Origin of the sequence: Peptoniphilus catoniae, from assembly GCF_901447155.2 — a bacterium.
GTDB classification, from domain to species: domain Bacteria; phylum Bacillota; class Clostridia; order Tissierellales; family Peptoniphilaceae; genus Peptoniphilus_E; species Peptoniphilus_E catoniae.
Genome location: NZ_LR588413.1, coordinates 1 through 19,801 on the forward strand (window position 1 = coordinate 1; position 19,801 = coordinate 19,801).

37 protein-coding genes, 11 tRNA genes and 1 rRNA gene are annotated in these 19,801 nt (G+C 30.8%); 42 read left to right on the forward strand and 7 right to left on the reverse strand.

Features of this window, described 5'->3' with window-relative positions; translation table 11 throughout:
- The first annotated feature begins 11 nt into the window (after window positions 1-11).
- The 13 genes from rrf (at window position 12) to PEPCATONIAE_RS00060 (ending at window position 2,021) form a co-directional block, all read left to right on the forward strand.
- Window positions 12-127 (forward strand): 5S ribosomal RNA (gene rrf, locus PEPCATONIAE_RS00005).
- Window positions 128-146: 19 nt separating this feature from the next.
- A tRNA-Asn gene (locus PEPCATONIAE_RS00010) sits at window positions 147-221 on the forward strand.
- A gap of 4 nt (window positions 222-225) precedes the next feature.
- A tRNA-Leu gene (locus PEPCATONIAE_RS00015) sits at window positions 226-314 on the forward strand.
- 22 nt (window positions 315-336) lie between these two features.
- Window positions 337-413, forward strand: a tRNA-Met gene (locus PEPCATONIAE_RS00020).
- Window positions 414-425: 12 nt separating this feature from the next.
- Window positions 426-501, forward strand: a tRNA-Glu gene (locus PEPCATONIAE_RS00025).
- Window positions 502-507: 6 nt separating this feature from the next.
- Window positions 508-583, forward strand: a tRNA-Val gene (locus tag PEPCATONIAE_RS00030).
- A gap of 20 nt (window positions 584-603) precedes the next feature.
- Window positions 604-680: transfer RNA gene (locus tag PEPCATONIAE_RS00035), tRNA-Asp, on the forward strand.
- Between the two features lies 1 nt (window position 681).
- Window positions 682-757: transfer RNA gene (locus tag PEPCATONIAE_RS00040), tRNA-Thr, on the forward strand.
- Window positions 758-800: 43 nt separating this feature from the next.
- A tRNA-Tyr gene (locus PEPCATONIAE_RS00045) sits at window positions 801-886 on the forward strand.
- Between the two features lie 10 nt (window positions 887-896).
- Window positions 897-971: transfer RNA gene (locus tag PEPCATONIAE_RS00050), tRNA-Gly, on the forward strand.
- 176 nt (window positions 972-1,147) lie between these two features.
- Window positions 1,148-1,279: a hypothetical protein gene (locus PEPCATONIAE_RS08685; RefSeq protein WP_282957725.1), complete on the forward strand. Its 132-nt coding sequence runs from the start codon at window positions 1,148-1,150 to the stop codon at window positions 1,277-1,279.
- A gap of 12 nt (window positions 1,280-1,291) precedes the next feature.
- Window positions 1,292-1,612 (forward strand): zinc ribbon domain-containing protein, encoded by a 321-nt coding sequence (locus PEPCATONIAE_RS00055; RefSeq protein WP_138158737.1) that lies wholly within the window; start codon window positions 1,292-1,294, stop codon window positions 1,610-1,612.
- 31 nt (window positions 1,613-1,643) lie between these two features.
- Complete coding sequence (locus tag PEPCATONIAE_RS00060) at window positions 1,644-2,021, forward strand: hypothetical protein (RefSeq protein ID WP_138158738.1); 378 nt, start codon at window positions 1,644-1,646, stop codon at window positions 2,019-2,021.
- A 65-nt stretch (window positions 2,022-2,086) separates the two neighbouring features.
- On the opposite strand, the gene PEPCATONIAE_RS08735 is transcribed toward PEPCATONIAE_RS00060, so the two are convergent.
- Window positions 2,087-2,188 (reverse strand): IS3 family transposase, encoded by a 102-nt coding sequence (locus PEPCATONIAE_RS08735; protein ID WP_138159408.1) that lies wholly within the window; start codon window positions 2,186-2,188, stop codon window positions 2,087-2,089.
- Window positions 2,189-2,706: 518 nt separating this feature from the next.
- Between PEPCATONIAE_RS08735 and PEPCATONIAE_RS00070 the strand changes: the two genes are divergently transcribed.
- Window positions 2,707-2,783, forward strand: a tRNA-Arg gene (locus PEPCATONIAE_RS00070).
- A gap of 109 nt (window positions 2,784-2,892) precedes the next feature.
- A tRNA-Arg gene (locus PEPCATONIAE_RS00075) sits at window positions 2,893-2,969 on the forward strand.
- A 160-nt stretch (window positions 2,970-3,129) separates the two neighbouring features.
- Here PEPCATONIAE_RS00075 and PEPCATONIAE_RS00080 read toward each other — a convergent pair.
- The 5 genes from PEPCATONIAE_RS00080 to PEPCATONIAE_RS08595 all read right to left on the reverse strand — a co-directional run bounded on the left by PEPCATONIAE_RS00080 (window position 3,130) and on the right by PEPCATONIAE_RS08595 (window position 6,924).
- Window positions 3,130-4,284 (reverse strand): tyrosine-type recombinase/integrase, encoded by a 1,155-nt coding sequence (locus PEPCATONIAE_RS00080; protein WP_138158739.1) that lies wholly within the window; start codon window positions 4,282-4,284, stop codon window positions 3,130-3,132.
- A gap of 136 nt (window positions 4,285-4,420) precedes the next feature.
- Window positions 4,421-4,990, reverse strand: coding sequence for an Ltp family lipoprotein (locus PEPCATONIAE_RS00085; protein ID WP_138158740.1), 570 nt, complete (start codon window positions 4,988-4,990; stop codon window positions 4,421-4,423).
- A gap of 42 nt (window positions 4,991-5,032) precedes the next feature.
- Window positions 5,033-5,464 (reverse strand): ImmA/IrrE family metallo-endopeptidase, encoded by a 432-nt coding sequence (locus PEPCATONIAE_RS00090; protein WP_138158741.1) that lies wholly within the window; start codon window positions 5,462-5,464, stop codon window positions 5,033-5,035.
- 209 nt (window positions 5,465-5,673) lie between these two features.
- Entirely contained in the window at window positions 5,674-6,345 is a 672-nt protein-coding gene (locus tag PEPCATONIAE_RS00095) for an NYN domain-containing protein (RefSeq protein WP_138158742.1), read from the reverse strand.
- A 168-nt stretch (window positions 6,346-6,513) separates the two neighbouring features.
- Window positions 6,514-6,924, reverse strand: a complete 411-nt coding sequence (locus tag PEPCATONIAE_RS08595) for a helix-turn-helix domain-containing protein (protein WP_246060396.1) — start codon at window positions 6,922-6,924, stop codon at window positions 6,514-6,516.
- A gap of 126 nt (window positions 6,925-7,050) precedes the next feature.
- On the opposite strand from PEPCATONIAE_RS08595, the gene PEPCATONIAE_RS00105 reads away from it, so the two are divergent.
- Window positions 7,051-7,263 carry a helix-turn-helix transcriptional regulator gene (locus PEPCATONIAE_RS00105; RefSeq protein WP_138158743.1) on the forward strand — a complete coding sequence of 71 codons (213 nt, stop codon included), beginning with the start codon at window positions 7,051-7,053 and terminating at the stop codon, window positions 7,261-7,263.
- 244 nt (window positions 7,264-7,507) lie between these two features.
- Here the strand turns inward: PEPCATONIAE_RS00105 and PEPCATONIAE_RS00110 are convergent, their stop codons facing one another.
- Entirely contained in the window at window positions 7,508-7,753 is a 246-nt protein-coding gene (locus PEPCATONIAE_RS00110; RefSeq protein ID WP_138158744.1) for a hypothetical protein, read from the reverse strand.
- Between the two features lie 108 nt (window positions 7,754-7,861).
- Between PEPCATONIAE_RS00110 and PEPCATONIAE_RS00115 the strand changes: the two genes are divergently transcribed.
- From PEPCATONIAE_RS00115 to PEPCATONIAE_RS00235, 26 genes are all read left to right on the forward strand, one after another.
- Window positions 7,862-8,089, forward strand: a complete 228-nt coding sequence (locus tag PEPCATONIAE_RS00115; RefSeq protein ID WP_138158745.1) for a hypothetical protein — start codon at window positions 7,862-7,864, stop codon at window positions 8,087-8,089.
- A gap of 177 nt (window positions 8,090-8,266) precedes the next feature.
- Window positions 8,267-8,467, forward strand: a complete 201-nt coding sequence (locus tag PEPCATONIAE_RS00120) for a hypothetical protein (protein ID WP_138158746.1) — start codon at window positions 8,267-8,269, stop codon at window positions 8,465-8,467.
- A gap of 33 nt (window positions 8,468-8,500) precedes the next feature.
- The gene (locus PEPCATONIAE_RS00125) at window positions 8,501-8,701 is read left to right on the forward strand and encodes a hypothetical protein (protein ID WP_138158747.1); all 201 of its coding nucleotides are present in this window, start codon (window positions 8,501-8,503) and stop codon (window positions 8,699-8,701) included.
- An 11-nt stretch (window positions 8,702-8,712) separates the two neighbouring features.
- Window positions 8,713-8,919, forward strand: a complete 207-nt coding sequence (locus PEPCATONIAE_RS00130; RefSeq protein ID WP_138158748.1) for a hypothetical protein — start codon at window positions 8,713-8,715, stop codon at window positions 8,917-8,919.
- Between the two features lie 21 nt (window positions 8,920-8,940).
- Entirely contained in the window at window positions 8,941-9,240 is a 300-nt protein-coding gene (locus PEPCATONIAE_RS00135) for a hypothetical protein (protein WP_138158749.1), read from the forward strand.
- A 56-nt stretch (window positions 9,241-9,296) separates the two neighbouring features.
- Entirely contained in the window at window positions 9,297-9,566 is a 270-nt protein-coding gene (locus PEPCATONIAE_RS00140) for a hypothetical protein (RefSeq protein WP_138158750.1), read from the forward strand.
- Between the two features lie 2 nt (window positions 9,567-9,568).
- A complete protein-coding gene (locus PEPCATONIAE_RS00145) occupies window positions 9,569-9,772 on the forward strand; it encodes a hypothetical protein (RefSeq protein WP_138158751.1) in 204 nt (67 codons plus the stop codon).
- Window positions 9,773-9,785: 13 nt separating this feature from the next.
- A complete protein-coding gene (locus PEPCATONIAE_RS00150) occupies window positions 9,786-10,511 on the forward strand; it encodes a hypothetical protein (protein WP_180339318.1) in 726 nt (241 codons plus the stop codon).
- Between the two features lie 12 nt (window positions 10,512-10,523).
- On the forward strand, window positions 10,524-11,408 hold the full coding sequence (locus tag PEPCATONIAE_RS00155) for a helix-turn-helix domain-containing protein (protein ID WP_138158752.1): 885 nt from the start codon (window positions 10,524-10,526) through the stop codon (window positions 11,406-11,408).
- Window positions 11,380-12,069 carry an ATP-binding protein gene (locus PEPCATONIAE_RS00160; protein ID WP_180339319.1) on the forward strand — a complete coding sequence of 230 codons (690 nt, stop codon included), beginning with the start codon at window positions 11,380-11,382 and terminating at the stop codon, window positions 12,067-12,069. Before PEPCATONIAE_RS00155 ends, PEPCATONIAE_RS00160 begins: the two co-directional genes overlap by 29 nt.
- A 12-nt stretch (window positions 12,070-12,081) precedes the next feature.
- Entirely contained in the window at window positions 12,082-12,597 is a 516-nt protein-coding gene (locus PEPCATONIAE_RS00165) for a hypothetical protein (protein WP_138158754.1), read from the forward strand.
- Entirely contained in the window at window positions 12,594-12,866 is a 273-nt protein-coding gene (locus PEPCATONIAE_RS00170) for a DUF968 domain-containing protein (RefSeq protein WP_138158755.1), read from the forward strand. Before PEPCATONIAE_RS00165 ends, PEPCATONIAE_RS00170 begins: the two co-directional genes overlap by 4 nt.
- Window positions 12,847-13,188 carry a DUF1064 domain-containing protein gene (locus PEPCATONIAE_RS00175; protein ID WP_138158756.1) on the forward strand — a complete coding sequence of 114 codons (342 nt, stop codon included), beginning with the start codon at window positions 12,847-12,849 and terminating at the stop codon, window positions 13,186-13,188. Before PEPCATONIAE_RS00170 ends, PEPCATONIAE_RS00175 begins: the two co-directional genes overlap by 20 nt.
- Window positions 13,189-13,198: 10 nt before the next feature.
- The gene (locus PEPCATONIAE_RS00180) at window positions 13,199-13,597 is read left to right on the forward strand and encodes a single-stranded DNA-binding protein (RefSeq protein WP_138158757.1); all 399 of its coding nucleotides are present in this window, start codon (window positions 13,199-13,201) and stop codon (window positions 13,595-13,597) included.
- A gap of 11 nt (window positions 13,598-13,608) precedes the next feature.
- A complete protein-coding gene (locus tag PEPCATONIAE_RS00185) occupies window positions 13,609-13,815 on the forward strand; it encodes a hypothetical protein (protein WP_138158758.1) in 207 nt (68 codons plus the stop codon).
- A complete protein-coding gene (locus PEPCATONIAE_RS00190) occupies window positions 13,812-13,991 on the forward strand; it encodes a hypothetical protein (RefSeq protein WP_138158759.1) in 180 nt (59 codons plus the stop codon). Before PEPCATONIAE_RS00185 ends, PEPCATONIAE_RS00190 begins: the two co-directional genes overlap by 4 nt.
- A gap of 14 nt (window positions 13,992-14,005) precedes the next feature.
- The gene (locus PEPCATONIAE_RS08555) at window positions 14,006-14,143 is read left to right on the forward strand and encodes a pentapeptide repeat-containing protein (protein WP_218975500.1); all 138 of its coding nucleotides are present in this window, start codon (window positions 14,006-14,008) and stop codon (window positions 14,141-14,143) included.
- Window positions 14,144-14,229: 86 nt separating this feature from the next.
- The gene (locus PEPCATONIAE_RS08560) at window positions 14,230-14,388 is read left to right on the forward strand and encodes a hypothetical protein (RefSeq protein WP_218975501.1); all 159 of its coding nucleotides are present in this window, start codon (window positions 14,230-14,232) and stop codon (window positions 14,386-14,388) included.
- Complete coding sequence (locus PEPCATONIAE_RS00200) at window positions 14,385-14,942, forward strand: nucleoside triphosphate pyrophosphohydrolase family protein (RefSeq protein WP_246060397.1); 558 nt, start codon at window positions 14,385-14,387, stop codon at window positions 14,940-14,942. Before PEPCATONIAE_RS08560 ends, PEPCATONIAE_RS00200 begins: the two co-directional genes overlap by 4 nt.
- Entirely contained in the window at window positions 14,939-15,232 is a 294-nt protein-coding gene (locus PEPCATONIAE_RS00205) for a hypothetical protein (RefSeq protein ID WP_138158760.1), read from the forward strand. Before PEPCATONIAE_RS00200 ends, PEPCATONIAE_RS00205 begins: the two co-directional genes overlap by 4 nt.
- A gap of 29 nt (window positions 15,233-15,261) precedes the next feature.
- Entirely contained in the window at window positions 15,262-15,663 is a 402-nt protein-coding gene (locus tag PEPCATONIAE_RS00210; protein WP_138158761.1) for a hypothetical protein, read from the forward strand.
- A gap of 71 nt (window positions 15,664-15,734) precedes the next feature.
- Window positions 15,735-16,934, forward strand: a complete 1,200-nt coding sequence (locus tag PEPCATONIAE_RS00215; RefSeq protein WP_180339320.1) for an AAA family ATPase — start codon at window positions 15,735-15,737, stop codon at window positions 16,932-16,934.
- Window positions 16,924-17,457 (forward strand): hypothetical protein, encoded by a 534-nt coding sequence (locus PEPCATONIAE_RS00220; RefSeq protein ID WP_138158763.1) that lies wholly within the window; start codon window positions 16,924-16,926, stop codon window positions 17,455-17,457. The genes PEPCATONIAE_RS00215 and PEPCATONIAE_RS00220 overlap by 11 nt, the downstream gene beginning before the upstream one ends.
- Window positions 17,458-17,647: 190 nt before the next feature.
- On the forward strand, window positions 17,648-18,136 hold the full coding sequence (locus PEPCATONIAE_RS00225) for a ParB N-terminal domain-containing protein (RefSeq protein ID WP_138158764.1): 489 nt from the start codon (window positions 17,648-17,650) through the stop codon (window positions 18,134-18,136).
- Between the two features lie 167 nt (window positions 18,137-18,303).
- Window positions 18,304-19,044 carry a hypothetical protein gene (locus PEPCATONIAE_RS00230; protein WP_138158765.1) on the forward strand — a complete coding sequence of 247 codons (741 nt, stop codon included), beginning with the start codon at window positions 18,304-18,306 and terminating at the stop codon, window positions 19,042-19,044.
- Between the two features lie 87 nt (window positions 19,045-19,131).
- Window positions 19,132-19,785 (forward strand): queuosine precursor transporter, encoded by a 654-nt coding sequence (locus PEPCATONIAE_RS00235; protein WP_138158766.1) that lies wholly within the window; start codon window positions 19,132-19,134, stop codon window positions 19,783-19,785.
- Window positions 19,786-19,801: the final 16 nt, after the last annotated feature.

Genomic DNA, 19,801 nt, shown 5'->3' on the forward strand with positions numbered 1-19,801 from the left:
TTGTAGTTGGATCCGGTAAAGATAGCATGAGGGAGACACCTGTACCCATACCGAACACAGAAGTTAAGCCTCAGAGCGCCGATGGTACTCGGTTGGAGACGACCCGGGAGAGTAGGTAAGGCCGGATTATCCGAAAGGATAAATGATCTTAGGTAGCTCAATGGTGGAGCAACCGGCTGTTAACCGGTAGGTTGTGGGTTCGAGTCCCACCCTGAGAGCCAGGATGCCGGGGTGGCGGAACTGGCAGACGCACAGGACTTAAAATCCTGCGATGGTAAAACATCGTACCGGTTCGATTCCGGTCCTCGGCACCATAAAAAGGTAGGTAAGAAGTGACGCGGGATGGAGCAGTTTGGTAGCTCGTCGGGCTCATAACCCGAAGGTCGTAGGTTCAAATCCTGCTCCCGCTACCATAAATTTAATAAGGCCCTGTGGTCAAGCGGTTTAAGACACCACCCTTTCACGGTGGTATCCCGGGTTCGATTCCCGGCAGGGTCACCAAAGTGTGGGCGCATAGCTCAGTTGGGAGAGCATCTGCCTTACAAGCAGGGGGTCATAGGTTCGAGCCCTATTGTGCCCACCACAAAAAACTAAGTAGTTCTTGGCCTGGTAGTTCAGATGGTTAGAATGCCAGCCTGTCACGCTGGAGGTCGTCGGTTCGATCCCGATCCAGGTCGCCATGCTGGTGTAGCTCAATTGGTAGAGCAACTGACTTGTAATCAGTAGGTTGGGGGTTCAAGTCCTCTCACCAGCTCCAAAAACTACGAAAGAGGAGCGAGGATAAGAGTTCCTATAAATAAGGAGGAGTTCCCGAGTTGGCCAAAGGGGACGGACTGTAAATCCGTTAGCTAAGCTTTCAGTGGTTCAAATCCACTCTCCTCCACCAAAAATTCTATGCGGAAGTGGCTCAGTGGTAGAGCATCGCCTTGCCAAGGCGAGGGTCGCGAGTTCGAATCTCGTCTTCCGCTCCAAATGATTTGTTCCATTATAAGAATTTTGGGATAAGTAAGTATTTTTAATAAAACATCTTAAACATTGTGTATTTGTAATAAACACAGATGATTAAGATGTTTTTTTTTTATACTAGTACTTTGTATTTTCTCAAGAATTCATTAAATCTTATACTATAAAAAAGAGAACTCAAAAAATGAATGCAATACATTTTATCTACAAAAATAATGGGTCATTCAGACTTGGAATGAAAAGAAGATATGTTAAAATAGTCCAAAGAGATTTAGTAAGAAATCATGATATAGCAAGTCCATTAAAAAATTTGTAGTGAGGTGTAATTATGTATAACAATTCATCTTTACAAAACAATTCAATGAAAAGGTGTGAAAAATGTGGAGGCTTTTCTAAGATAGATGCTAATTTTTGTAGACATTGCGGAAATAAATTTTCAAACAATGAACGAAATTATTATACAATTCCGAAACAAAAAGAGATTGCAAAAAGAAATGAAAGTTTAATAAAAAAAATATTAAAAATAATTATATATATTCTCGGAATACTATTCTTGCTACTTATTTTGGCAACTTTTATACTTCAAAGGTTGTCAAAAGACAATGAAGAAATAAATAACAATCAAAACTCTGAAATCTCACATTATTAGTCAAAAGAGCGACAATGATTATTCACTTAAAATGATTGCAAATTATTATGGAGAAGATTGGTTGTTTGTTTCAGATATTCTTGTAAAAATTGATGGAAATTTTTACAATCCATACAATCTAATTGATCCCACTTTTGATAGAGAAGTGTGTGATGGAGGTGTTTCTGAATCAAATGTTGTTGAAATAGCCAATTTGCATGACTTTGTAGTCGTTGCCTGCTACTATGACTTTTTGTCAGATATTTGCAATTCTAAAGAAACGGTAGTATGTTTTTCAGGCAAGAGCAGGAGTGAGTATGTTACAATTTCCTCAAAAGATAAAAAGGCTATAAGAGAAGTTTTAGACGCTTGGGAAACAATAGTGGAGATGAGCAACAATGGAGATTTTGCTGAATCAGATAACATCTAAATAATACATATAAAAAAATGGGGAGCAATTTGATGTGTACCAATAAAACTGGACACAATATTTAACTAATTAGTTGTAGTGGATGCTAACCTATACTTTTTAGGTGGCATTGATTTTGTTTTTAATTGAATTCTTTCGTTATTGTAATAATTTATATATTTCTCTATTGTCTAGAAAATTTTTCAAAAGATCTATAGCTATTTTCATAGCCATAATAAACCTCATTCTTTAATCTCCAAAAAAAATGTTTCCATAATTGAATTATCATAACAATTTCCTTTTCTTGACATGGATGGGTTATACCATGTTTTTTCAGTTCATTTAAATAATATTTATGTTAGTATTGCATCCTTGATCTGAATGTAATATTAAGTTATTTAATTTTGGAAATTTGTTAAATATTTTTGTTAACATAGTAGATATCTGCTCTAAATTAGGACTTAAGGATAAAAAGAAAATATTTTACTTAAACTGGTAACTAAAGGCTGTAAAAAAGGATCTTTGATAAACTTGTGGTATATTTAAAAAAGATGATAGGGTATTGACAGTTGTAAAATTTATGCGTATAATACTAGAAGTAGTCAATGGAAGGGAGTAGTATAAATCTAGCGTTAGTACGTACTACTAGGGAAATATAGAAAATTTTATAAAAGGGGAATTGAAAACTCCTCAAATCATGATTTATGCACCTATAGCTCAGTTGGATAGAGCAACGGACTTCTAATCCGTGTGCCGGGGGTTCGAATCCTCCTAGGTGCACCATTATTTTTTATATGATAAATAAGCAATCATTAAGAAAGGCAACTGACTACTAGGAAAAAATATTAAAAATGAGAAAAACAGGAAAAAACCTACTAAATACTGTATTTTTGTACCGTTAGCTCAGCTGGATAGAGCGTCTGGCTACGGACCAGAAGGCCGGGGGTTCGAATCCTCTACGGTACACCATCAATTTTATGGAAATCTGCAAAAGACCGCAAGTTACTGAAAACTGGTAAGAATGCGGGATTGCAGGTTTCTTTTTTTATTTAGAATTTATAAAAAATCCACAAAATTTCATAAAAAACTATAGAAATCATAAATTTTTACACCATATTTGCACCATATTTTATATGGTGAAGACGTTCAATTCATCCAACTTTTTAACTGCTTCTCTTTTTATATTATCCTCAATATGCGTATAAACATTCATAGTTGTTGCGAAGTCTTTATGACCTGCTAATGTTTGTGCTATTTTAGGAGATATATTTGACTCAGCAAGTCTTGTGATATAGGTATGCCTTAGAGCATGGAAGGTTTTATATTCTATATTGTTTTCTTCGCATATTTTTTTTAGCCTTCTTGTAGGTCTTTTTCTTTCAATATAAGTCCCTTTATCACAGAATAAAATATTATCAGGATCATATTTAAAGCCAGTTTTTAAATTTAATTCTTTTATAGCTATTATTCTGTCTTTTATAATTTGACAGGCCTGTTTAGGTATAGGAATAACTCTTTTAGATGATTTAGTTTTTTGCTTCCTGATTTCTTTTATTCTTTTATTTGTCTTATTTGTTTTACTTTCAAGATTACATTTTAGATTATATTGTTTGTCTGCATTTAAACTGTCTCCTGTAAAATCCTCAACCTTAAGAGCAAGGCATTCTCCTAAGCGGAGTCCTGAAATCAAAGAAGTATATATTGCCAAGTCTACAGGGTCTTCATAGTCCAGACTGTTTAATATTTCCCTTTGTTCCTCTATGGTATAAGCTTTCCTTGGTTTTTTATCAACCTTTATTTTTATTGTTGCAAATGGATTAAATTTTGTCATTTTATTATCTATTGCATATTTAAAAAATGATTTGAAAAGAACTAAGGACTCTTTAATGGAGCTTAAAGAATTTTCAGTACTTAAAGATTTTATAAATTCTTGTGCATCTAAATTTGATATATCTATTATCTCTTTTTTAGCTATTGGATATCCTTTCAACCTTTTTTCATAGGTTGTTAGATATTTCTCCAAGGTATTGGATAATACGGTATCTTTTTTTACATTCATAATCCAATTATAAAACATGGATCCAAAGTCGTTTGAATTTATAAAATCTAAGTCTTTATATTTTTCTACCCACGCCTCCCTTTTTTCCAGTACCATATAACGCTTATAACTGCCGAAGCTTTTACGTATTTCTTTCAGACTAGTCTCAATTGTTGCATCACAACGATAATAATCTTTGCCGTTTACCTTTGTCTTATAAACGGGACTGAGTTTTATTTCTTGCATAAAAAATAACCTCCTTTTATTTTCTAAAGTAAGGTTATATGCTATAATATAGTTGTGTTAGAGTTATAACATATAACCTAAGAAGTCTTTACTCGGCCAGGAGTAGAGGCTTCTTTTTTTATGCTTAAAATAATATTTATTTATCTAAATTTTCAATAGCGTATTCTGCTTCTTCTTCCGTGAACTTTTCCCCAAATTCTGACACTAGTTGTTCTTTGATAGCAGCGGGCGACATATCCATCTCTTTTTGATATGTTTTAGCTTTTTCTAGAGCATGCTTTTTATAATCAGTTACTAAGTTATCCACAGCATATTGTCCAGCTTCAGGTGTAAATTGCTCCCCATATTCTGAGGTCAATTGCTCATATATAGCAGCCTTTGACATGTGCATTTGTTCTGCGTATGCCTCAGCTTTTTTCAAAGCCGACTTGTATTCAGTAGGCACTTTTTCTTCTTCTTTAGCCTCTTCAGCTTCTTCTTTAGCCCCTTCAGCTTCTGCTTCTTCTTGATTTTTTGTATCAGCTGCCGCTTCTGTATTATTGCTTGTATCTTGATTAGCTGTTATATCTTGATTGTTGCCGCCGCCAAGGCTTCCTAAAATACCAATAGCTAAAATTATAACTATAACAATGAACCACCATTTTTTATAAAACGGCTTCTTTTCTACATATACTTTACCGTCGGCACCAGTTATCTTTTTTGCCATTCTCAATCCTCCTTAAATAAACAAACCTATGTTCTTTCAAACTTAAAAAAATAATTCTATCTTATGCTTATCAACTCCTAATAAATTTGATATTTGTTGTATACTAAAGCTTTTTAAACAATCTTTATCCAGACCATTTAAAAGCATAGCTACCATAAATAAGTCCGCTTCATTTTCCAACTTATTAGCTATAAAGTAGGTATTTAGACTTGTGAATATTCTATTTGTATCATGCTTACAAAATATATGACCTAATTCATGCAGACAAGTTATTTTTTGCTCTTGTTCTGTTAGGTTGCTATTTATATAAATAAATTTAATTCTATTTAATGAAAAGGTATAGCCTTTCATTCTAGAGGGCATATCAAGTTTCTTTACTACATAATCTTTAGCCCTTGCTATTATAAAAGGATCTGTAGTGCCATATTTTTTATATATTTTTATAGCCAGTTTTTTTATCTTTTCTTTTTCCATACTTCCACCAATAATATTCTATAGAATATAAATTAAAAATTAATTAAAAAAAGAGATACCTGATTTCTCAAGTATCTCTATGCGTCTAAAACGCAAAACCTAATAGGCTGTGTCTCCACAACTATGTCCCTATAGGACTTGTATACCTAGATTATACAAGAGAAATTATTATTTATCAAAAATAAATAGTTTTTTAATTTTATCGTTTGTTAATAATCATTTTTTAAGCGATTATCACAAAATCTCAATCCATCAATATGTTCAAAAAGATTATTCTTAACTGGTCTGCCTAATGAATCAAGTATAAAGTCCACACCTTCACGTCTGGCCAATTTAGCTGCTGGTACAAAATCAGAATCCCCAGCAATTAGAACTATTTGATCAACTTGTTTTTTATAAGATATAGAAGCTATATCAACTCCAATTTTCATATCAACGCCTTTTTGTAGTGCTGAAAATTGGAAATCATTTTCGCCTAAATTTGAAACAGTTAAATCTCCGGATAATAATTTTTTTAACACCTTTGGTTTAAGGGAGTATCCTAAACTTATGTCAGAGATTGTTCCCAATCTTAAAGCTAATTTTCTTTTCTTTTGCAGCTCCTTTATAAATTCGTTCATCCAATTGAAGTGTTCAGTTTTTCCTAAAGCTATATCCTTTTTTAATAATGGATGATATACGTTTTTTTCAATAGGAGGGCAGTCATAATAAAATATTCTATAAAGATCATTTCTGAACTTATTTTTTTTGTTACCCTCTGTTAAATGACGAGTACAATATTTATATAATTCATCGGCACTTTCTTTGGAACTTTTAAATCCAAATTTTGGCAGTGCAACTTTCCTATAATATCCGCCATCAATTAAAATAGCTGTTTTCATATTTGCTCCTATAAATAAAAAATTCCTTAGTTCAAGCACAGCCTTTATGGTAGGCGACTTACTTCCCAAGGAATAATATAACAAATTAATTTGTATCTAAATTATACCATGAGATTCTATTTTGTAAACATTTAGTTTACGTTTTATGTATTTATTTTTATTTCCATCCTATTTTTTATATTTTTTGGGTGTAAATTTTTCCTTTGCCTTTATCTTTGCAATGGTAAGGGCATCCTCCATATTATCTAATATATATTTAATCACTTCATCATCAAGCTTTTCTCCATCAAGTTGCATCTGTAAGGAGCCTTCATCGAAATTGTTTTGCATTTCTTTTAATACTTTTTGTATATCAAGCTCGTTTTTTCTTGACAGCTTAGGATTAGAGGAGCGACCGAGGAGGTAATCTGTAGACACATTGAATATTTTAGAAAAAGATAGAAGTAGTTCATTTGAAGGTTCTCTCTGATTTAATTCATAAAAAGATATAGCTTTAGGAGTTACTTTAACTTTATCTGCTAGTTCTTTTTGCGTCATGTTATGTAATTCTCGTAATTGTTTAAGAATTTTTCCTTCCATAAAATTTCCCCACTTTCCTATTATCTGTACTGTGAGTACATTATATAGTAAAAATTTTAAAAAATCTATTGACAATCTTCATTTTGTACTGTACAATATGTACATAAGATGATTTGAGGTGATAATTTGAATAGAGTCAAAGATAAAAGAATTGAAAAAAATTTAACTCAGTTAGAATTGGCTAATTTAGTAGGTGTAACACCTAAATATATTGGATTCATTGAAAATGGAGAAAGAAATCCATCTTTAAAAGTTGCTCAAAAGATAGCAAAAATTTTGGGGTCTACAATAGATGATATTTTTTTACATTCTAAATGTACAAAATGTACTAAAAGTTAAATTTAAAAAGAGGGGTGAGAGGATGAGATTATTCAATACTGATTACAGCACAAAGGGAATTAAGCTCTATATGAATAATGAGGTTTACCATATTTATTTAAAGAAAAAAGGGTTTTCAATTGAAATTGTAGATATATTTAAAAGAATTAATGATGAGAGTGTTCCTGTGAAATTTAGTCAAGAACAAATAATGGACTTCACCGTTAAGAACATTGTAAAATCCATTATTTTTGACATAAAAGTATTATTCAAAAGATTCTTTGGCAAGATTAAGTCCAAGTTCAGTTAGTGTTAGCCTGCTCATGCCAAGAGCTTTGTAACCAGGTTTGATGTAAGAGTTTGAATACATTTCGTCTAATGTATCAAACCAATCTTGCCTAATATTGTTATCAAATCCAAAGATAAATTCTCCTGACGGAATACCACTTTTAAGGTAATTTTCATAGCATTTTTGGAGTATTTGATTTTGTATTTTATGAGAGTAGGACATTATAGTCACCTCCTTTGAAAGTATTATATCAAAGGCTGGTGGAAGATAGATAAGTAGTTATAGTGTTTATGAGTAGTAAATAAATTTAAAAATATATGCGGAGGAGTTATGAAGTTAATTATTAATCATGAATACGAGAATAAAAAAGAACTAAAAGAAATAGTAAAGGCAGTAGCTGAAATAGAAAAAGAGCACAGCTGCAACTGTACTCTTAAGCTTAAAAACTCTATACGCAGTTTTCCTTTATTGGGGAGCAAAGATTCTGCACTTGAGAAGATCAGTCAAGCTCTTCAGTCAACTGTTTATGATACTCTGCAAGCATCTGATAAGAAATAGCAGAGGATAACTCAATCAAGGTTTTAGAGAGATCTTTTTGAGATTCAGATAATTCTTGATTGTTGAGATTATTCATGAAATTAGATTTAGTGGTTTCATAAATTTTATTTAGATCCATATAATCACCTCCTTGAGATGATTATAGCAAACTTTAAAAATTAAATTAGGAGGTGGGAGATGGAAAGTAAATCATTACTTTTAAAAGAAATGAACATGGAAAGAATAAGAATCCTTCAAGAACATAAAAAAGAACTTAGAGAGGAAATCAATTCTAATATTTATGAAAAAAATGAAGAGTTATTTTCTAAGTACTTAAAACTCGAAAGACTCTTTAATGAAATTATTTGTTATGAGGCTAAATGCCTAGATGATATTTAATTATGAATTCAGTAAATAAAAAGGAGGTGCAACATGGCAATTTTAACTTTCCCTGAGTTTTTTAAAAAATGTAAAGAAGAATGTAATTTTAAAATCGGTAGAGATAGTTTAAGAACAATAGTCAAGACAGACGGATTTCCTAAAATCATGGTGGGAAGTCAACCTAGAATTATTGAAGATGAGGCTATCGAGTATTTACAGACTAATTACAGTTTAAAAGTAAAGGTTAAGTAAGGAGAACAAAAATGAGTGAAGAAAGAGTAATGCAGATAGTAAATTTTAATGCAGACATTAAGAGAATTCAAGAAAACAACAGAAGAATAAAAGAACTAAGGCTAAGTAAATATGGAAGAGTAGATAAGGAAAAAGAAAGACTATATACAGCTATATTTTTCCTGATGATAACAGTTTATCTAATGGCAATAGTCCTAATGAAAATGGCAATTAAATAAGCTTCTAAAGGAAGAAAAACAATGGAAGCGTATAAGGTACTTAAAAAATTAGGATTTATAAAAAAGGGAGATTATAACTATGGATATTACACCAAGGTATTGAAAAGGGGCAAGGATAAATTCAGATACAGAATAAACTGGCACCCTGACGACCCGAAAGTGTTTTATATTTACAAAATTACCAAGAAGGGAGAGGAGATTATAGACGAAGATGAATTTTTAAAAGGAAAAAGAGAAGAGTCGATAGCAGCAGTAACACAATATAAATATATTCTGGAGCAAATAAAAAAGGCTTCTGTAGTGCAAATACAAAAGCCTTAAAAAAGAAATGTCAACAAAATATTTCTTACTCCAAGTTTAACACAAAGGAGAAAAAAATGAAAGAGATAAGAGAAGCAACCTTTTACGTAACAAAAGATAATAAAATCTTTGAAACTTTAAATGAGGCAGAAGAATACGTTAATAGATTAGCTATTAGAGACGACATGAAAAGACTTGTAGCAAGAAGCATAACTAAAGATGGCTATGAAAGAATTTTAAAAAAAGTATTCAGTCCAGATCCTCAAATGAGCGACTTGGCAGAGTTTATAGCGGACACAATATTAAACAACCTTAAACAGTATAAAGAATTTCTAGAGAGGGTGTAAAAATGAGTACAAAAGAAACACTGTGGGCAGATGCGGATAAAGAAATGAGATGCAAAGATTATGAGCTTGAAGTAAATCTCGACAGACTTATCAGACTTAAGATAAGGGCTGAAAGTTTTGAAGAAGCCTTAGAGCTTGCAGAGGAAGAAGTCATGTGTATATTAACGGACCACTTTGATGACTATATGTCAATAGACACCATTTAAATGGAGGTTGAATATGAAAGAGATAAGACCTTTAAGGGCTGATGAAATAGATGTAAGAGTGCAAAGCATAAAAGATAATGGATACACTGTACTTTTATATAAAGACGCAAGATGCGATATGAAAATTTTAGATGAAACCTTTGGAACAATGAATTGGCAAAGACATCACGAAGTAGTAAACAATAACTTATTCTGTACAGTATCAATATATGACGAAAATAAAAATCAATGGATAGACAAGCAAGATGTAGGAGTGCCAAGTAATGCTCAAGGAGAAAAGGGAGAATCCTCAGACAGTTTTAAAAGAGCCTGTACGAACATAGGAATAGGCAGAGAATTATATACCGCCCCTTTTATCTGGATAAATCCTCTAAGTGGAGAAATAAGAACAAGAGACAATAAAAAGTACGTAAATACAAAGCTTAAAGTAACAGATATTGAATACAACGACAACAGAGAGATTATAAGGCTTGAAATAAGAGACGATAAGGACAATATAAGGTATCAGTATCAAATAAGAGAAAAAATTCAGAATAATGGCAGTGGAGCCTCTGTAAACAATAATGAAAGCCTTGAAAAAGAGAAAATAAAAAGCGATATAGTGGCAATGTGCAAGGTTAAAAATATTGATTTAAATAAGGTTACAGAAGAACTTAGAGCGAACTACGGAACTGACAAGATATTAGATTTAAATTTAAATCAGATGAAAATGTTAAAAGATAAAGTTAGTAGATGGTAAGGGGGAGAAAAAATGGGTAGAGTAAATTACTTTTCAATAATGACAGCGGAAGTAAGATATGATGAAGATTTAACAGCTAATGCAAAAATCTTATATTCAGAGATTACAGCACTTGCAAATAAAGATGGATATTGTTATGCGAATAACAACTACTTCTCAAAACTATACAAAGTATCAAATGTAACTATAAGTAGGTGGATTTCTCAACTTGTAGACAAGGGATATATTAAAAGAGTTATAGAAAAAAAAGAAGGATCCAATGAAATTACAGGCAGAAGATTATATCCAGTCATAAATGAAGACGCAATAGAAGATGAAGAAATAGAAATTAAAAATCAAGATGATATTGATGCAAATAATAATCTACCTATTAACAATAATGATAATACCCCTATTAACAAAAATGTTAAGAGACCTATTAACAAAAATGTTAAACCCCCTATTAACAAAAATGTTAAAGATAATAATACAAGTATTAATAATACAAGTATTAATAATAATAACCCCCCTAACCCCCCTTTAAAAAAAGGGGGAGAGGAGGAGGACTTTTATAAATTAATTTTAGAGACTTGGAATACTTTGCCTATAGACAACATACAAAAAATAACCCCTAGAAGAAAAAAGAATATAAATGCAAGAATAAAAGAATATTCTCAAGATGACTTTATAAAAGCCATTAAAGAAATAAATAATTCAAGTTTTCTAATAGGCAATAATTCTAAAAATTGGCAAATAACCTTTGACTGGTTTCTAAGACCTAATAACTTTATAAAAGTCCTTGAAAAAACCTATTCAAACAGAGAGGTAACAAAAAATGAATATCACTCAAACACTGATGAAGATAAAAGAAGAACTAAATTCAGGGAGATTGGCAGAAGCTTCGGAAGACAAATATAAGTGCGATAAGTGTAAAGATATGGGCTATATAGAAGTTTTAACAGATACAGGATATGAGGTGTATAAGCCCTGTACTTGTCAGATAAAAAAGCAGAATGAAATAAACATGAAAAGGGCAAACTATAAAAAAGCCTTTGAAGATAAGGACTTTAATAACTTTATAGCCTACAACAAGGGAACTGAAGCACTAAAAGAAGCTTGTAAAAGCTTTGCTAATCAAGATGAGGCTAGAGCCTTATTACTACTTGGCAATGTGGGAAGCGGTAAAACACATCTTGCAGTAGCAACTTTAAAAGAGTTTGCAAGAAATAATTATATGGTCAACGCCATAAACTATACAGAGCTAGTTAGAAAGCTATCAAGTGTAGGCAATGACCAAGAAGCCTACTACAACATAATAGGCAGATATATAAGTGCGTGTGTATTGCTCCTAGATGATTTATTTAAGGGTAATGTAAGTCAGGCAAATATCAAGCAGATGTATGAACTTATCAACAAAAGATACGAGGACAATAAATTCACAATAATAACAAGTGAGTATAATTTTGAGGGCCTATTAAGCTTAGATGAGGCAATAGCCAGTAGATTAGGGCAGATGACGAAAAACACCTATTTACTAAATATTACAAAGCTTGAAAATTACAGGCTTAAGAAATTCTAATGGAGATAAAAAATGAAGCTTAAAGGAAAATTAAAAGATATAAGCTACAACAAGACGGGTAAGCCTAGAATTACCCTGGAACTTGAAAGATATTTAGATGTAAATCAGATTAACGATATAGAGGAAGAGGACTTACTTAACATTAAAATATCCAATGCAAGAAAATCTCGTACCTTGGAGCAAAACAATTTACTATGGGCGATTATAAACGATATAGACAAGAAGGTTAATGGAGTCGCAACTGAGGAAGGAAGATGGCAGCTATATATTCAAGGTATAGAAGAAGTGGGAGCGGAGTATGAGGATATTATTATACCGTCTACAAGCTTGGATATATTTAAAGAAGCCTTTAGATCCCTTAAAATTTTAGAGGAAAAGGATAATCAAATAATAGTTAGGTGCTTTGTAGGTTCAAGCAAATTTGATACTAAACAAATGGGAGACCTAATAGAATACTTTATAAAATCCGCAAGTGAAGCAGGATTAACAACGATTGATTATGAGACGGAGTATGAGGCTTTATTTTGAAAGAGAAAAAAGAATGTAAAATGTGCGGAAGATATGATTATTTAGAAGAACATCACTTAATATTTGGAAGAGGACTAAGAGGCCTATCAGATAAATATAAGCTAGTAATAAATATATGCAGACCTTGCCATAATAAAATTCATAAGGATAAAGATTTAATGAATTGGAGTAGGCAAAAGGGACAAAAGATGTTTGAGAAAAATCATACAAGAAAAGAGTTTATAAAAATATTCGGGAAGGATTATTTAAGTGATAAAGAGCAAATATAGAGCAATTAAAACAACAATAGACGGCATAAAATTTGATAGCAAGAAAGAAGCTAAAAGATATCAAGAATTAAAATTACTTGAAAGGGCGGGGGCTATAAAAGCCTTAGAATTACAACCTAGATTTATACTACAAGATAAATTCAGACTTAAGGGCGAAACTCATAGGAAGATTGAATATATAGCCGACTTTAAATACTTTGATGTAGATAAAAAAGCCTGGATTGTTGAAGATGTAAAAGGCATAAAAACCGACGTTTATAAACTAAAGAAAAAAATATTTTTAAAACTATATGGCGAAGATTATAAATTTATTGAGATTTAAGGAGTAAAAAATGAATAATGTAAATTTAGTTGGAAGATTAACAAAAGAACCTGAGCTTAGATACAGTCAAAGTGGAAAAGCAGTAACGAGATTTACTTTAGCAGTAAATAGAAAACTATCAAGAGAAAAGAAACAAGAGGCGGAAAAGAATAATCAACCCACAGCCGACTTTATAGGTTGCATAGCCTTTGGGGTAAATGCTGAAACCTTAGCAAATTATATATCAAAGGGAAATCAGTTAGCGGTGACAGGACATATACAGACAGGAAGCTATGAAAAAGAAGGTCAAAGAATATATACCACAGATGTAATAATAGATAATTTCACCTTTATAGAGACTAAAAAATCAGATAATGCAGATAAAGAAGAAGGTTATTTTCCTGTAGATAATAAAGATGTGCCATTTTAAGAGGTGGAGAAATGAAGTTTGAAGTAAATCAATTAGTTATATATAAAGGTTCAAATGGATATGAGATAGGAAAAATCAAAAGAATAAAAGATAGTAAATCCGCATGGATATGGTATCACAGTGGAGATACAGCGGCACTAACTGACTTTGATTTAATAGAACCTATAATAAACGATTATTGTATTCAAGATTTATTAAACAAAGAGGTGGAAGAATGAAAAAGCATTTAGTGATTAAGTATTTTGACACATACCCAGAAAATAAATTTTATTTTGATAGCAAAGAAGAAGCAGAAAAATTTATAGAAGAAAAAATGAAAAATGAAACTAAGTATTTAACAACTTATGAGTACAGGGGAGAAGTTATACTAAATCCTTATCAACAAACAAAATAAATTGAGGTGGAAGAATGAAATATAAAGAATTAAATGAAATTTTAGAAAAACATAAAAAGTGGTTAAATGGAGATCAAAATGGAGAAAGAGCAAATTTAAGTAATGCAGATTTAAGACGTGCAAATTTAATTGGAGCAAATTTAATTGGATAAATACACAAGAGTTAAAGGGTCAGAAAATTATATCAGTCCAAGTCAATACATCAAGAAAGAATAACCTTATCTCTTATTGGACGGATTTGGGAATTTGGACTACAGGGTGTTTCCAAGGAACTTTAGAAGAACTAAAAAAAAGTATAGAAAAAACTCATAAAGATAATAAGTTTTTAAAAGACAGATATTATCGTGTAATTGATTTTATTTTACAGGAAGCTAAATATGATGAGGTGGGAGAATGAAAGTTAAAGATTTAATAATGAAATTGATTTATTGTGACCCTGAAGCGGAAGTTAAGTGCCTAACTTACAAAAGTGATAATGATGAGGCTGAAGTATTTTCTTTAGACATAAGGACTTTAGAAGATTATGAAGATAATGTTGATTTAATCCTTGATAATTTAGATGTTGATAGGTTTAATGAGGACCAGGTCTTCGAGATACTGAGAAATAAAGTCCTTGAATGGGCAAAAGATAAAGACTTACTCCACGAAGGAAACGCAGAAAGACAGTTCATGAAATTTATCGAAGAAGCCTTTGAGTTTAGAGACGAGTGGATTTTGATGGTACATGAATATAACAAATGTAACTTTGGAGAAGGTGACGACGATCCAGAAGTTGTAGAGTATAGAGGAAACATGCAGCTTGAAATGGGCGATATATTCGTTACATTAATTATTCTATGTGACCAATTAAATTTAGACCCAGTTGAGTGCTTAGATAGAGCATACGACAAAATCAAAGATAGAAAAGGTAAAACTATAAACGGAGTTTTCGTAAAAGAAGAGGACTTATGAAAAAGCAAAAAACGCCACTATATCAAGTAACCTATAAGGAGATAGAAAACTATATTGAACAAGGCTATAAAAAAGGGAGATATGACGCTATAAAAGAGGCAACGGAGTTATCTATGGCGGTGCCTATGATGATATTAAGGGATGAATTCGGATTTGGAGGCAAAAGGCTTGTAAAATTCTATGAAGCCTTTATAGACCTATATGACTCCATAGATAAAAAATATTTAGACCTTAAAGATATTATAAAGACCATAAAGGAAGAAACAGGCATTGAGATTGTAAAAAGGTAAATATTACTTTTAATTAAGAGGTGGAAGTATTGGAGAAAACTCAGCTTATGCAATATATATATTTGCAAAAAGAAATTAAAAACTTGGAAAAGAAAATTAAAAAGCTTGAAGGATCCATTGTTAGAGATAGAGTTAAAGGGTCAAACACTGAATTTCCCTACCAGGAAATACATATCCAAATTGAGGGATACGAAAATTCTCCATACTACCGCCGATTAAAGAGAACCCTTAATAAGAGATATAAAAAATGTATTGAGTTAGAAATGCAGATACAAGATTTTATATCAAGTATTGAAGATTCAAGAACAAGATTAGTGTTTGAATTAAGATACATTGAAGGTAAAAGCTGGGTATATATTTCTAAACAATTAGGAAGCTCAAACGAGTCTTATGCAAGAATGATTCATAATAGATATTTAAATGAAAGATAAGAAATAAACGGGAAAAGTGTTTATTTCTTATCTTTCATTTGTTATAATATATTTATATGAAGGAGGGAGCTATGGATAGTTTAAACATTTTAACTATTTTAAATATTAAATTTAATAGAGTTAATATTTTTGAAAAAAGTATCAACTTAGATTTTTTTACTAATGATAAAGTGGTGAATAAAGAAGGAACAAATAATATTGTAGAAAGTATAAATTCTAATAATATTATTTCTATAGTAGGCTTAAATGCTGTAGGTAAAACAACTTTGTTAAAAATTGTTCAGTTTATTTTAGAAATTGTTATAAATAATAAAAGTTTGAATGAAATGAAAAATTTATTGTTTTTTTCAATGGAGAAATTTAATTATGAAGTTACTTTCTATCAAAACAATAAATTTCATAAGATTTCTTCTTATGTGGAAAGGGATTTAGATAATAAAAGTCAATTAAGAATTAAATTTAGTAATGAATATTTAAAAAGCGTTCCAAAATCAAGAATTAAATCCAAAATAAATTTGAAAAATTTTATATCAGAGGAGTTAAATGATAACAATTCAGATTTGACTAGAAAGAATTTAGATAATCAATTAAAACAAATTTTAAAAGAAGATGATAGTATTATAACTATGATCACTAAGGAAAATGGAGTATTGGTTCGAGATATGATTGATGATGTAAATTTAAATTTTCTCAAAGTAAAAAACAGTGTCCCTTCAGAAGTTTTAAATTTGTTTGATGAAAATATTGATTATTTAAAACATGAAAACGATGATATTGATAGCAACGTTGTTTTAAAATTTAAAAATTCTAATGGATATTATTCAACAGGAAATCAATTAGTTTGGGGAGAATTAATATCTTCAGGCACTATTAAAGGAAATAGTTTAGCTGATATGAGTTTAGAAGTTTTAAAATATGGAGGATATTTATTAGTAGATGAAATTGAAAATCATTTAAATAAACAACTTGTTAAAGTCTTTATGGACTTATTTAAAGATAAAACAATTAATAAGAATGGAGCGACAATAATTTTTACTACTCATTATCCAGAATTAATAGATTTTATGAATAGATCAGATAACATATATATTTTGAGACGAAATGAAGAAAAAAGAGCAACGATTGAGTTGTTAAGTGAACTTGTAGAGAGAGATGATCTTAAAAAAAGCGATGTTTTACTTTCTAACTATATAAAAGGAACTGCTCCAAGTTATGAAAATATAAAGCGTTTTAAAGATTATATAAAATTTGAGGTATCAAATGCCAGATAATATTGATTTAAAAGACTTAGATTTTAATAACTTTTATATATTATGTATTTGTGAAGGTAAAGCCGAATGTGCAATTATGGATATTTTATTGGATAACAAAATGCTTATTTTTGATAGAAGCAACTTACTGGACGAAAAAGTTTATAAAAGAATGACGACAAATAAACTTATAGAGAATTTCTTGCAATTTGATTATAAAAAGGAATTAATAATATTTAGAGTTTTAGATTCAAAGAAAGAGAAGTTACGTTTGAAAAAAGCTTACGATAGATATGAAATTTATAATTTCTATACAGCTCACGAGATTGAGTTTGTATTTATAAATTATGACAATTTGAATTTAGAGTTTCAAAAGAAAAAATCAAAAATGAAAGCTAGTGAATTTTATAAATCTCAAAATAAGAGTTATTCAAAAGGATATGATTATGTAAAAAATTATTTTTGTGATGTTAATAAGTTGTGTGAATCATTAAAAAAATCTAAAAGTAAAAATTATTTAGGAATATCTGATTTATTAAAGTAAATTTTGTGCGGTTTGTGCGATTTTTAAATGCTAATATATAAGGTGTAATAGTAGATTAAAAGTTTAACTATTGCCTCCTTTTATAAATTATATAAATTAGAGTTACGAAACAAAAAGAAGATGTTAAGATAATGCATCTTCTTTTTTTCTTGTATATAGAAGGTGGTCATATATAAGCGAGGAGGTCAAAATGGATAAGTTAAAAATTACATATAAAAATGTAGATGATTTAATACCTTATGAAAATAATCCAAGGAAAAATGATAATGCGGTTGAAGCGGTGGCAAAAAGTATAAAAGAATTTGGATTTAAAGTCCCCATTGTTATTGATAGCGAGGGAATTATTGTTGCAGGGCATACAAGATTAAAGGCTGCAAAACAACTAGGACTTGAAGAAGTACCCTGTATTATTGCAGATGATTTAACTCCAGAACAGGTCAAGGCTTTTAGGTTGGCAGATAATAAGGTGTCAGAATTTGCTGAGTGGGATTTTGAACTTTTAGAACAGGAATTTGAAGACCTTGCAGGATTAAATTTATTCACAGGCTTTGAAGATTTTGAAATTGATAGCTTAACATCAAGCGTTGATGTAGACCATTTCTTTGAAGAAACAGAAGAACATCACAAAGAACCTAAACTTATAACCTGCCCTCATTGTGGAAAGACATTTGAAAAATGATTATTTACCTTGCAGGGGGGTCACAGGGAATTTAATAAATGAATGGAAAAAGGTAATGCAAATTTATTTAGCAGAACTGAGCAGTAAAAAGAAAGCCCTTAGTCCTTTAATTAACGCATTCTTAGGCGGGGGGGGGGTATTATGAAGTTGGCGAACATCGAGGGGACATGAATATTTTCTTGGCAGGCAATCTATATGATAAAGACAGATATGCAATAGAAACAAAAAGCCTGAACATACTTGAGAGTTATTTTTATTTAAGAAGTAAGGAGTGGATGTTTCCCTTAATTAAAGAATTTAACAATTTTTTATTAGACTCAGGAGCTTTTACCTTTATGAATCAAGCTAAAAATTACAAAGTAGACTGGGACGAATACATTGAAGAATATGCAGCCCTTATCAACAAATTAGACATAGATTTATTTTTTGAACTTGATATTGATGTTTTAGTTGGCATTAAAGAAGTTGAAAGGCTGAGGGCAAAATTAGAAAAACTTACTGGCAAGAAAAGCATTCCTGTTTGGCATGTTTCAAGAGGTCATGATTACTGGTTAAAAATGATTAAAAAATATGACTATGTAGCCATAGGTGGGATAGTTACAAAAGAAATAAGACCGAAGCAATATCCAGTATTTACCCAGCTAATAAAAGAAGCACACATTGAGAATTGCAAAGTCCATGGATTAGGATTTACAAATTTAAAAGGCTTAGAAAAATATAGATTTGACTCAGTAGATAGCACTTCTTGGTTATCTGGGAATAGATTTGGAGCAGTTTATAAATTTAATGGAAGGACGATGATAAAAATAGACAAAAAAGAAGGTCAAAGAGTTAAAAATTATAAGACTGCTATGAATAACTTTATTGAGTGGGTCAAATTTAGTAAGTATGCGGAGAAATATTTATAATGAAATATGAGATTTTAGGAATACTAGGAACAATTTTTGTCCTAGTTTCTTTTTTGCAAAAGAACGAATCATACGATAGGAGAGAAAATGAAAGAATTAATAAATAAAAAATACAGTTCACTACAATTACTGCTGACGCTTATTTTTGTCAGTTGTTTGATAGTGAGTAACATTATAGCAAGCAAGCAAATTCAATTACCCTTTGACTTGGTTATGCCTGCAGCTGTTATTATATTTCCAATAACTTATATACTTTCAGATATTTTTAGTGAAGTATATGGATATAAGTGGTCGAGGGCGACAAACTACCTAGGATTAATTATGAATTTATTTGCAGTAATAGCATTTACTATTGCTATAAAAATTCCTGCACCAGTATTTTATGAAAATCAAGAAGCCTTTAAAACTATATTGGGGAATACACCAAGAATTTTAATAGCATCTACTTTGGGATTATGGTTAGGGGATTTTTTAAACGACAACGTATTTAGAATGATGAAGAAGAAATACCAATCATCACATAAAAACTATGGAGCAAGAGCGATTACATCTAGCTTAGTTGGAGAAATTGGAGATAGTTTAATATTTATACCTATTGTATTTTATGGAGCAATGCCAGTAGAAGTTATGGCCAAGATGATATTTACCCAAGCATTTTTAAAAGTTGGATATGAGGTAATTATTTTACCAATATCAAAAAGAGTGATGTTAAAGGTTTCAGAATACGAACAGGAAACATAGATAATTAAAAAACGGT